General features: G+C 70.6%; 10 protein-coding genes. All 10 read right to left on the minus strand.

Features of this window, described 5'->3' with window-relative positions:
* Window positions 1–26: 26 nt before the first annotated feature.
* The 10 genes from E1298_RS16525 to E1298_RS16570 all read right to left on the minus strand — a co-directional run bounded on the left by E1298_RS16525 (window position 27) and on the right by E1298_RS16570 (window position 11,581).
* Window positions 27–1,202: a thiolase domain-containing protein gene (locus tag E1298_RS16525; protein WP_131894118.1), complete on the minus strand. Its 1,176-nt coding sequence runs from the start codon at window positions 1,200–1,202 to the stop codon at window positions 27–29.
* On the minus strand, window positions 1,199–3,592 hold the full coding sequence (locus E1298_RS16530) for a CaiB/BaiF CoA-transferase family protein (protein WP_131894120.1): 2,394 nt from the start codon (window positions 3,590–3,592) through the stop codon (window positions 1,199–1,201). The genes E1298_RS16525 and E1298_RS16530 overlap by 4 nt, the downstream gene beginning before the upstream one ends.
* Complete coding sequence (locus E1298_RS16535) at window positions 3,589–4,014, minus strand: Zn-ribbon domain-containing OB-fold protein (protein WP_131894122.1); 426 nt, start codon at window positions 4,012–4,014, stop codon at window positions 3,589–3,591. The genes E1298_RS16530 and E1298_RS16535 overlap by 4 nt, the downstream gene beginning before the upstream one ends.
* A gap of 12 nt (window positions 4,015–4,026) precedes the next feature.
* Window positions 4,027–5,151, minus strand: coding sequence for a thiolase family protein (locus E1298_RS16540; protein ID WP_131894124.1), 1,125 nt, complete (start codon window positions 5,149–5,151; stop codon window positions 4,027–4,029).
* A gap of 59 nt (window positions 5,152–5,210) precedes the next feature.
* Window positions 5,211–5,891 carry a GntR family transcriptional regulator gene (locus E1298_RS16545; protein ID WP_131894126.1) on the minus strand — a complete coding sequence of 227 codons (681 nt, stop codon included), beginning with the start codon at window positions 5,889–5,891 and terminating at the stop codon, window positions 5,211–5,213.
* Between the two features lie 101 nt (window positions 5,892–5,992).
* The gene (locus tag E1298_RS16550) at window positions 5,993–7,060 is read right to left on the minus strand and encodes an ABC transporter ATP-binding protein (RefSeq protein ID WP_131894128.1); all 1,068 of its coding nucleotides are present in this window, start codon (window positions 7,058–7,060) and stop codon (window positions 5,993–5,995) included.
* On the minus strand, window positions 7,057–8,055 hold the full coding sequence (locus tag E1298_RS16555) for an ABC transporter ATP-binding protein (RefSeq protein ID WP_131894144.1): 999 nt from the start codon (window positions 8,053–8,055) through the stop codon (window positions 7,057–7,059). The genes E1298_RS16550 and E1298_RS16555 overlap by 4 nt, the downstream gene beginning before the upstream one ends.
* A 5-nt stretch (window positions 8,056–8,060) precedes the next feature.
* A complete protein-coding gene (locus E1298_RS16560) occupies window positions 8,061–8,984 on the minus strand; it encodes an ABC transporter permease (protein ID WP_131894130.1) in 924 nt (307 codons plus the stop codon).
* Window positions 8,981–9,925: an ABC transporter permease gene (locus E1298_RS16565; RefSeq protein ID WP_131894132.1), complete on the minus strand. Its 945-nt coding sequence runs from the start codon at window positions 9,923–9,925 to the stop codon at window positions 8,981–8,983. The genes E1298_RS16560 and E1298_RS16565 overlap by 4 nt, the downstream gene beginning before the upstream one ends.
* Before the next feature lie 75 nt (window positions 9,926–10,000).
* Window positions 10,001–11,581, minus strand: coding sequence for an ABC transporter substrate-binding protein (locus E1298_RS16570; protein ID WP_131894134.1), 1,581 nt, complete (start codon window positions 11,579–11,581; stop codon window positions 10,001–10,003).
* Window positions 11,582–11,652: the final 71 nt, after the last annotated feature.

Raw genomic sequence — 11,652 nt, forward strand, 5'->3', positions numbered from 1 at the left:
CCCCCGCGCCCCCCGATCAACTTCGCTCATTTTGCGTCCCTTCCCAAGATCATCGTCGCGCTGCGCATCCGGGTGCCCAGGTCGCCGCCGTTGCCGTGCACCAGGGCGATCTCGCAGTCGCGCACCTGCACGCCGGGGTTGGCCTCGCCCCGGAGCTGCCGGACCGCTTCGATGATCTTTGTGATCCCGCCGCGGTGCCCCGGATGGTTGTTGCTCAGCCCGCCGCCGTCGGTGTTGAACGGCAGCCGTCCGTCCGGCGCGACGAGCGCGCCGTCCATCACGAAGCGGCCGCCCTCGCCCTTCTCGCAGAAGCCGAGGTCCTCCAGGATCTCCAGGACGGTGATCGTGAAGCTGTCGTAGATCGACACGTAGTCGATGTCGCGGACGGTGACGCCGGCCTGCTCGAACGCGCGCGGGCCGGACCAGACGGCGCTGGTGTACGTCAGGTCGACCCGGCCGCCGTTGGTCAGCTTCGCGGCCTCGCCCTGGCCCATGATCCGCACCGGGTGCCGGTCCAGGTCGCGGGCCACCTCGCGGCTGACCACGACCACGGCGCCGCCGCCGTCGGTCACCAGGCAGCAGTCGGCGCGGCGCAGCGGGTCCGCGATGAGCGGCGAGGCGACGACCTCCTCGACCGTCATGACCTTCCGCCGGAAGGCGTGCGGGTTGTGGGAGGCGTGCTTCGTCGCCGCCACCTTGATCTCGGCGAGCTGCTCGCTCGTCGTGCCGAACTCGTACATGTGGCGGCGGGCCGCCAGCGCGTAGGAGCTCACCAGCCCGGTGACGCCGAACATCGCGCCCTCGAAGGAGTCCTCCGGCCGCGCCGGGCCGCCCCCGCCCGGCTGGATGCCCGTCCGCGGCTTGCCCGCGAGCGTGATGAGCGCGACGCTGCACTTGCCGGCCGCGATGGCCGCCACCGCGTGCGACACGTGGTAGATCGGCGAGGCCCCGCCGCTCTCGGTCGAGTCCATGTAGGTGAGGTTGCGCAGGCCCAGATACTCGGCCATCGAGACCCAGCCGCCGCCGTAGCCCGGCGCGTCGTGCCCGCAGAAGTAGCCGTCGACGTCGTCGAGGGTCAGCCCCGCGTCCGCGAGCGCTCCGAGCGCGACCTCGGCGTGGATCTGCGCCAGCGACTTGTCCGGCAGTTCCCTGCCCGGATGTTCGTACGCTCCGATGATGACGGCGGCGTCGTTGGCGTTCATGTCGTTCCTCCGGGACGCTGAGACGGCACTTGTAGGGGTTCCGCGGCTCGCCCGGCCCCGGCGTCCGGCCGGTGGCCGTCCAGGATGTCGGCGTTGTGCTCGCCGATGCGCGGGGCCGGACGCGGCTCCGGCGGTTCGTAGCCGGACAGCCGCAGCGGATAGCCCTTCTGCCGGCGGGCTCCGCCGAGGAAGACCCGGCGGCGTTGGAAATGGGGGTCCTCGGCGCGTTCGCGGGCCGACTGGACCGGCGCGGAGGGAATACCGGCGTGGGTCAGCTCGCGCAGGCACTCCCCCTTCGAGCGCCGCCGCGTCCAGACGCCGATCGCGGCGTCGACCTCCTGGTGGTTTTGCTCCCACCAGCGGGCCGGCATGGCCGCCATCCGGCCGGCGCCCACGAGCGCCGCCAGCGCGGCCCGCTGCGCGTCGGTCCGGCAGGCGATGGCGATCCACTGGTCCTCCCCGCCGCAGCGGTAGACGTCGTGGGGCGTGCTGCCGGGACGCCGGTTGCCGGTGGGGCCCGGGACCGTTCCGGTGTCGAGGTGCTCGGCGATGCGGTCGGCGAGCGTCCAGCTCACCAGCTCCCGCTGCGACACGTCGAGGTAGACCCCGCGCAGGTCCTGGGCCGCGCAGTAGGCGACCAGCCCGGCGCCGAACAGGGAGACCAGCTGGTCGGGGTAGTTGATGTCGGCCGACGACCACATCGGGCCGTCCCCCGGGTACCCCGTGACCGAGGCCAGGCCGGACAACAGGTCGAGGGTGGAGCCGTAGGAGCGGGTGCCCGCCTCGGGGCCGGACTGCCCCTGGCTGGACAGCGACAGGTAGATCAGGCGCGGGTTGATCTCGCTCAGCGTCGCGTGGTCGATGCCGAGCCGGCGCGTGACGCCGACGGTGAAGTTCTCGATCAGGACGTCGGACCGGGCGACGAGCCGCCGCATGTCCTCTCGCCCGGCGCCGGTCTTCAGATCGATCGTGATCCCCAGCTTGCCCGCGTTGTTCGACTCGAAAAGCGGCGACTCCTCCATGACCTCGGCGTCTCCCGCCGTGGGCACCGGCCACAGCCGGAACGCGTCCGGCCGCTCCATCGATTCGATCTTGATGACGGTGGCGCCGTAGTCCGCGAGCAGCCGTCCGGTGGCGGCTCCCGCCGTGATGGTGCCGAGGTCGAGCACGACGACGCCGGCGAGCGGGCCCTGATCGCCGCTCGCGGCACCGTCCACCGGGCGCAGGCTCGGGCTCGGATGCGGCACGGCCGCACCGCCGCCATCGGCTCCGCCGCGTGCCGCCTCGTCGCCGGTCAGGCCCGGCGGCGGGCCGTACCGCCACGGCAGCCCGACGACGGGCGCCAGCCGCGCGCCGTCGTCGGGGCCGCGCGCGTCGCGTCCCGGAGCCGTGATGAACGCTCTCGCCCGGTACTGGATGTCGGCCGCGAGGTCGGCCAGGTCGGCGCTGTACCCGAACGGCAGGCCGAGCCGCTGCCCGCCGATGTAGATCTCCCGCTTGGTGCGCCGCGCGGCCCATCTCTCGACGGCCGGCCACCAGGTGTCCATCAGCTCGAAGCGCGCCTGGTCGCTGCGCAGCCGGGGGTCCTCAAGCGCCGGGTCGCCGACGAGCGTGACGACGCTGTCCCACTGCTCCGGCAGGAAGACGAACCCGGCCCACCCGTCCGCGGCCCGCACGATCCGCCAGCGCCCGCTGCTCGCGCCCGTCCGCACGGGGATCTGGCCGGTCTCGGCGTAGACGACGTCGCTCTTCCAGTCGATGTAGGCGGCCACGTCGCAGAGGGCGACGTCCACGACGTCGCCGCCCGGCCGCCGCAGCGCGAGCATCGATCCGTAGAAGGCCGCGAACGCGGCGGCGTGCGCCGCCTGCTCGCCGCCGAGGGTCAACGGCGCCCGCTCCGGCTCGCCGACCATCGCGGCCAGCCCCCCGTAGCACTCGGCGAGCAGGCTGTCGCCGTAGGCGTCGGACCTCGCGTCGGCGGCGCCGTAGGGTGTGATCGCAACGACGACCAGCCGCGGGTGCGCCGCGCGCAGCAGGGCCGGCGACAGCCCGGTCTCCGCCGCCCTGCCCGGGCCGGAGTCGGTGATCACGATGTCGGCCGCCGCCAGCAGATCCGACAGCCGGTCCCGGTCGTCAGGGCTTCCCAGGTCGATCCGCACGCTCTTCTTGTCGGCGTTCAGCACGGCGAACCTGTAGCCCAGGCCGCCGGCGCCGACCGGCTCCTGCGTCCGCAGCGGATCGCCGCCGGGCGGCTCGCATTTGGTGACGGAATGGCCGAGGCCGGCGAACAGCCGCCCGCAGACCTGGCCGGCCACGCCCTCGGCGAGCTCGACCACCCGCAGGAGCCGGCCCCGCCCATCGTGCACGCCGTCCCCGGCTCGACGGCTCATCGCGTGCCTTCGCCCGTACCTACGAACTGCGGGACGATCCGTCCGGCGGCGCTCGGCCGGAAGACCGCGCGGACCGGCTGGTCGAGCCGCGGCTCGCCCTGTCCGTCGGCCAGCACACTGATCACGAGCGGTCCCTCGGTCAATTGGACATAGACAAGCTGATAGGGGACCTCGTCGGCGAAGGCGGCGAAGTACTTCTGGTGCATCGTGCACCAGGACCAGATGGTCCCGGTGCCGCTCACGGCCTCCCAGGAGGCCGAGCTGGACAGGCACTGCGGGCAGACGGGCGCGTCGGGGAACCGGTGCCGCCCGCAGCTCGTGCACTGCTGCAATCGGAGCTCACCCGCGGCGCAGCCGTCCCAGAACGGCTGGTTTCCCGGGGTGATCTCCGGCAAGAGCGTCGCGTAGGCCGCAACGTCCATCGGCTTGCCCTTCTAGTCGGCCGTGAAGATGTGCGACGTGACGATCGGCGAGACGCACATGTACTGCACGGTGTTGCAATTCTTGACCTGCCGCTCGCCGGCCTCTCCGCGCACCTGCCGGACGGCCTCCACATGGAGCGCGAAGCCTTGCATGTAACTCTCGCTCGTATGCCCGCCCGAAGTGTTCAGCGGTCGCTTGCCACCAAGCTCGATCCGGCCGTCCCGTACCCATTCCCAGGCTTCTCCGCGGGGTGCGTGGCCGAAGCCTTCCAAGGAGAAAAGAATGGTCGGCAGGAAGTTGTCGTACACCTGCATGCAATCGATCTGGTCCGGGCCTATACCGGAGGTGCGGTAAAGGCTGTCGGCCACCGCCGCGCTCGTCGAGAAGTAGAAGTCGGGGCTGATATAGCTGCGGCTCAGCTCGGCGCGGCCCGCCGTGGCCGCCACCCGCACGGGCTTCTTCCGCATCCCGCGGGCACGGTCGAGCGAGGTCACGATGAACGCGACCGCGCCGTCGTTGATGATGCAGTAGTCCAGCTTGCGCAGCGGCTCGGCGATGAACCGCGACGCCAGGTACTCGTCCCGGGTGATCTCCTGCTGGAACACCGCGACCGGATTGCGGACCCCGTTGGCGCGATTGTTGATCGCGAGCGGGGCCAGCGCGTCCTCCGGGGCCCCGTACAGGCCGCGGTACCGCTGGTACATCATCGCCACGTACGCGCCGGTGGACGTCATGCCGTACATGGCGTCGTACGCCCCGGCGGGATCGGCGTCGCCGCCGCCGTACTTCACCCCCGCCGTCCGGCCGTTCGTCGCGTAGACGCAGGCGACCATGTCCGCGGCGCCCGAGCGCACGAGGGCGCACGCCTCCTGAAGGACGATGCCGCTCATCCGGCCGGTGCCCTCCAGGTCGTGGACGAACGTCGGCCCGGGGAGCCCGACCATGTCCGCGACGCGGCCGTATTTGACATTGATGCACAGAAGCCCGTCGATGTCCTTCTGGGTTGCGCCGCAGTCGTCCAGCGCGTCCCTGAATGCCTCCGCGGCGAGCTGGTAAACGTCGTTGGGCGAGCCTTTGTCCGCGTACAGCCGCCGAAAGTCCGAGGACCCGACGCCGACGATTGCCACATCCTTCATGGCCATGGCGATATCACCCTTGTACTCGTGCCGGCGTGGCTTCGCGCCACGTTGTCGCGCTATGACTTCGGGTGCTGGCTTTCGAGGATCTTCACGGCTTCCAGGGCCGCTTTGGCGGCCGCCCGGACGTGGCGGTGCGCGGCCTCCGCCGCGCGCTCGGGCGAGCGCTCGGCGATGGCCTCGGCGAGCTCGATGTACTCCCGCACGGACGACTCGCGCCGGCCGGGAATGGTCACCGACAGGCTGCGCAGCGCGTGTATCCGCGTGTGCAGGGGCTCCAGCATGGACTTCAGCAGCGAGTTGCGGGCGCCCGCGACGAGCAGCTCGTCGAACTCGTAGATCGCCTGGAGGCGTTCCTCACCCGACTCCCGCGGCTGGACCTTCTCCACGAGCGCGGCGACCTCCTCGTCGGTCGCGCGCAGCACGAACAGCTCGGCCGCCGCGGGCTCCAGCGCGTCGCGCACCTCGTAGATCTCCCGCACCTCGGCGCTGCCGAGCCGCGCCACGCGGACGCCGCGGCTCGGCGACGGCTCCACGAGCCCCAGGGTCTGCAGGTGCCGCATGGCCTCCCGCACCGAGGTCCGGCTCACGCCGGTCAGTTCCACCAGTTCGCGCTCGGTGAGCTGGCGTCCCGGAGGGAGCAGCCCGTCGGCGATCGCGCGGCGGATCCGCCGTACCACCATCTCCGGGACGGATTCGGTCGGGCGGTCGATGAGCAGGTCGAGCTTCGGGTCGGTCACGGCAGTCCCCTACTTTTGTCTGACGTACGACAGACTATGTCTGCCAATATATGTCGGTCAAGGTGAGACAGGTCACGGGTCACGACACTCGAATCCGCTCTTCACGGCGCGGGTTCGAGGTCGTTCAGTGGCGAGCCTGCCAGGGTGGGACCGCTCGTCTGCAAATGGCACGCCACTTCCCCGCCGCCCTCGACGGCGGTGTGCTCGGGCACGCGACGCTTGCAGATGTCCATCACGAACCGGCATCGGGTCTGGAAAGGGCATCCCACCGGCGGCCGCGCCGGATCCGGAAGATCCCCTTCCAGGACGATCCGCTCCGATTTCCGGCGCGGATCCGGGATCGCCGACAGCAACGCCTGCGTATACGGGTGGGCGGGCGCGGTGTAGACCCGTTCCGCCGGGCCGATCTCGACGATCCGGCCGAGGTACATCACCCCGACCCGGTGCGAGATGTGCCGCACGATGGCCAGGTCGTGCGCGATGAAGAGATAGGTCAGCCCGAACTCCGTCCGCAGCCGCTCCAGCAGGTTGATCACCTGGTTCTGCGTGGAGACGTCCAGCGCGGACACCGCCTCGTCGCAGACGATGAAGCGGGGGTTCAGCGCGATGGCCCGCGCGATGGCCAGGCGCTGGCGCTGCCCGCCGGAGAACTCGTAGGGGTACCGGTCGGCATAGCTCGCCCGGAGCCCGACCATCTCGATGAGCTCGTCCACCCGCCCGCGCGCCGCCTTCGCCGACAGCTTCTCGTGGACGATCAGCGGCTCGGCGATGCTCGCCGCCACCGTGGACGACGGGTCCAGCGACGAGTAGGGGTCCTGGAACACCATCTGCATGCTCCGCCGGGCCCTGCGCAGGTTCCTGCCACGCAGGCCGGTGACGTCGTGCCCGGCCACCGTGATGGACCCGGCCGCCGTCGGCACCAGCTTGAGCAGCGCCCGCCCGGTCGTCGACTTCCCCGATCCCGACTCGCCGACCAGGCCGAACGTCTCGCCCTGGTCGATGTGGAAGGTGACGTCGTTGACCGCGCGCACCTGTCTCGCGGCGGCCAGCGTCCGCCTCTTGCGGAACACCACGCTGACGTCGCGGACGTCGACGAGCGGCCCCGGTTCGGCCACCGGCTCCGGCGAGCCGGGCGACGGCGCCTCCGCGCTGGACTTCGTGACGCTCATGGAGAACCCACCAGGTGCAACTGCTCGATACGGCAGCAGCGGCTGCTGCGGCCGGGCCCGGCGACCCGGAGCGCCGGCGGGGCGGCCACGCACTCCTCGCTCGTGTATCCGCATCGGGGGCCGAACCGGCAGCCTTCCGGCAACCGCCAGGGCTCCGGCGGGCGGCCCGGGATCACCGGCAGCTCCTTCCCGCGGACCCCCAGCTGGGGCATGGCGCTCAGCAGCCCCGCCGTGTACGGATGTTTCGGCGCGTTGTACAGGTCGAGCGCCGCCGCGGTCTCGACGACCTCGCCCGCGTACATCACGACGACCCGGTCGGCCAGCTCGACGACGAGCCCGAGATCGTGGGTGATGAACAGGATCCCGCAGCCCGTCTCGTCGCGGAGCCGCGCGAGCAGCGCGACGAGCTGCGCCTGCACCGTCACGTCGAGGGCGGTGGCCGGCTCGTCCGCGATGAGCAGCCGTGGCTCGCACGCCAGGGCCATCGCGATCATGGCCCGCTGCCGCATGCCGCCCGAGAACTCGTGCGGGTAGTCGCGGACCCGGCTGCCCGCGTCCGGGATCCCGACGAGGTCGAGCATCTCCGCGGCGCGGGCGAACGCGGCGCGCCGCGTGCCGCCCTTGTGCCGCCGGTAGACCTCGGCGATCTGGTCGCCGATGGTGAAGGCCGGGTTCAGGCTCGTCATCGGCTCCTGGAAGATCATCGAGATCTCGTTGCCGCGGATGTCGCGCAGCTCCCGCGCGGGCATGCCGATCAGGTCCCGGTCCCGGTACCACACGTGGCCCGCCGGCGTACGCGCGTACGCGGGCGGTAGCAGCCGCAGCACCGACAGGCTCGTGACGCTCTTTCCCGAGCCGGACTCGCCGACCAGGCCGACGATCTCGCCGGGCCCGACGTCGAGGGACACCCCCTCGACGACGTTCGTCCAGCCGCGGTCGGTCAGGAAATCGACGTGCAGGTCCTCGATCCGCAGCAACTGGCCGGTGTCCTTCATCGCCGTCACGACTCCTTCCTCGTCTCGCGTCCGAAGGCGTCCCGGAGACCGTCGCCGATGAGGTTGAAGCACAGCGTCGTGATCGCGATGGCGATGCCGGGATACACCGCGAGCGAGGGGTTGTTGCGCATCTCCAGGAACGCCTGCCCGAGCATGCTGCCCCAGCTCGCCGTCGGCGGCAGGGCGCCGAGGCCCAGCAGGCTGATCGTCACCTCGGCCAGCAGCGCCGACGCGAGCAGGAACGACAGCTGGACGAGCGCAGCGGGCAGGATGTTCGGCAGCACGCGCTTGCGCAGGATCATCAGGTGCGGCGTCCCGATGCTGGTCGACGCCTCGATGTAGACCTCCCGCCGGACGCCCATCGTGCTGCCCCGGACCACGCGGTACATCCGAGGCGCGTACACGATGCCGAGGGACACCATCGCGGTGGTGAGCCCGGGCCCGGTCGCCGCGATGATCGCGATCGTCAGGACGATCGCGGGAAACGCCATGAGCACGTCGGCCACCCGGTCCAGGAGCCAGTCGACGACGCCGCCGAAGTAGCCGCCGACGAGGCCGAGCGGCAGGCCGAGGACCGTCGCGATGGCGACGGCGAGGCCGGCCGCCGCGAGCGACACCCGCCCACCGTGCATGAGGCGGCTCAGGGTGTCGCGCCCCAGCGTGTCGGTGCCGAGCCAGTGCCGGGTGGTCGGGCCGGACAGCCGGTCGGCGATGTCGATCTGCGCCGGTCCGTACGGGGCGATGAGCGGAGCCGCCACCGTCACGATGATGATCGCCAGCAGCAGCCCGCAGCCGACGACGGCCGACCGGTTGGCCCGGAACCGGCGCACGAGGACGCGCGTCCGCGAGACCGGCGCGGCGGTGTCGCCGTCCTGCTCGGCGGGCGCGGTGACCGGCCGCCGGATGTCCACGCCGTCACTTCCCGTCATGACACCCTGACCTTCGGGTTGAAGTAGCCGTACGACAGGTCGACCGCCAGGTTGACGAGCATGATCAGGACAGCGGTGATCAGCAGGATGCCCTGGACCATGGGAAAGTCCCGGGAGAACACCGAGAAGTACGCCAGCTTCCCGACACCGGGCAGCGCGAACAGCTGCTCGATGACGACCGTCGCCCCGATCAGCCGGTTGGCCTCGACGCCGAACGCCGTGACCACGGGAACGGCGGCGTTCTTCAGCACGTGCTTGGTGACCAGCCGTCCGGGATGCAGGCCCTTGGCCCGCGCCGTGCGGATGTAGTCCTCCTGCATCACCGAGGTCACCGCCGCCCGGGTCTGCCGGGCGACGACCGCCGTCGGCACGGTCGCGAGCGAGAAGGCCGGCAGGATGAGGTGCCCGAGCCAGTCCAGCGGGCTCTCGGCGAACGGGACGTAGCCGACGGCCGGGAGCGTCCGCATCTGGATGGAGAAGATGAGCACGAGCATCATGCCGACCCAGAAGTAGGGCAGCGACATGAACGCGCTCGCGGTGACGGTCGACAGCCGGTCCGTCCAGGTGCCGGGGCGCAGGCCGGCGGCGAGGCCGAGGGCCAGCCCCAGGACCGCCGCGATGAGCAGGGTGAGGACGACCAGCGAGAGCGTGACCGGGAACCCGGCGGCGACCGCCGACCAGACGCTCTGCCCGTCGACGAAGGAGTGTCCCAGGTCGCCGTGGAACACATCGAACAGCCAGTTCCGGTACTGGGCCAGGAACGGCACGTCGAGGCCGAGCTCCTCGCGGATCGCCTGGATCCTCTCGGGCGTCGGGTTGCTCCCGGCCAGCGCCACCTCCGGCCCGCCCGGCACCAACGCGATGAGGCTGTAGATCAGGAAGCTGACGATGAGCAGCAGGGGGACCATCGCCAGGAGTCGGACGCACAGCAACCGCAGCACGCCGGGGCCTCCGTTCTGTCTGCGCGGCTCCCGGCCGGCCGTGCGCCGGCCGGGAGCCGCTCCGCTATCGGCGAGTCACTTCTTCACGGCGACGCCGCGGAACTGGCGGGATCCATCGACGTAGACCTCGATCCCCATGACCTTGTCGTTCATCGCCATCGGAGTGTTGAGGTGGCACAGCGTGACGGGCTGCGCCGCGTCCTCGTGGGCCGCGCGGAACAGCTGCTTGTAGATGGCCGAGCGGCTCTCCCGGCTGTCGGTGGCCCTGGCCTTGGCGGCGAGGTCGGTGATCGTCGGGTTCGAGTAGCCGCCCGGGTTGCTGAAGCCGTCGGGCAGGAAGTAGGACGCGATCTGGATGCTCGGATCCGCGTCGGCCTTCTGCTGCACCATGATCGCGTCGACCGACTTGTTCGCCGAGAAGCCCTCCATCAGCTTCGGCAGCTCGACCGGCCGGATCGTCATCTTGATGCCGGCCTCCTGGAGGTTCGCCTGGATGAGCTCCGCGACCCGCTGGTAGGCGTCGAGGTTGTCGGTCTCCAGCGTGAACGAGAGGTCCTTCACGCCTGCCTTGGCGAGCAGTTCGCGGGCCTTGGCGGCGTCGTGGGGGTACGCGTCCGCGGTGAGCGACGGGTCGGCCGCGTAGTAGGTGGACGGGAACATCTGGACGCCGGGCTGGCAGAACCCGTCCTGGAGGTCGTTGATCGCCGCACGGTCGATCGCGTAGTTCAGCGCCTGCCGGACCTCCTTCTTGTCGAACGGCGGCCGCGCGGTGTTCAAGGCGATCGTGAAGCTCGCCAGGCTCGGCTTCTGGCAGACCACGAGCTTGGCGTTCTTGGCCGGCTGGTACATGCTGGAACGCAGGAACGTGGTGTCGGCCGTGCCGGTGATGGTCGCGTTCAGGCGCGCGTTGTCGTTGCTGGAGATCAGGAAGACCATCTTGGCGACGTTGACCGCCTTCGGATCCCAGTAGCCGCTGACCGGCGTGTACTCGACCTTGGTGTTGGGCTCGTAGGCGGTGACCTTGAAGGCGCCCGATCCGCCGGTGGGCATCCGCGCCTGGCCCGGGTCGTCGAAGACCTTCGGGCTCATCATCATGCCCGCCGAGCTGGCGAGGATCCCGACGAGCGGGGCGGCGCCGTGCTTCGTGCGCACCCGCACGGTGGACGCGTCGACGACGTCCACCCCGGTGACGTCGCTCAGGGCCTGCTTGTTGAAGCTCTTGGCGCCCCGGTGCCGGTCGATGTTCGCCTTGACGGACGCGGCGTCGAAGGCCGTCCCGTCGTGGTACCGCCATTTCTCGATGAGGTTCAGGGTCAGGCTCTTGCCGCCGTCGCCGATCTTCCATTTCTTCGCCAGCATCGGCTTCGGCTCGCCGGCGGCGTCCATGCGGATCAGCGTGTCGTAGACCGGATACAGGTACATCCAGCTGTTGCTGGTGGTCACCTTGTCCGGGTCGAAGCTCGTGTTGGCGACGCTGTACATCCAGGTGAAGGTCGCGTTCTTGTCGATCGCCGCCTCGTCGACCGGCGGGCACGCGACGTTCTGCTCCCGTTTGGCCGCGCCGGCACCGCCGTTCGATTCGGCTTTTCCGGAACTGCACGCGCTGGCGATCATCATGAGCGTCGCGGCGGCCGCGACCATGAGCTGTTTCCGCATCTAGGGATCCTCCGAACCAAGATGTGGTGATGAAAGGGGGTGGGTCCTCGCCCGATCGCACGGAGGGGTGG

Origin of the sequence: Actinomadura rubrisoli (assembly GCF_004349215.1) — a bacterium.
GTDB lineage: Bacteria > Actinomycetota > Actinomycetes > Streptosporangiales > Streptosporangiaceae > Spirillospora > Spirillospora rubrisoli.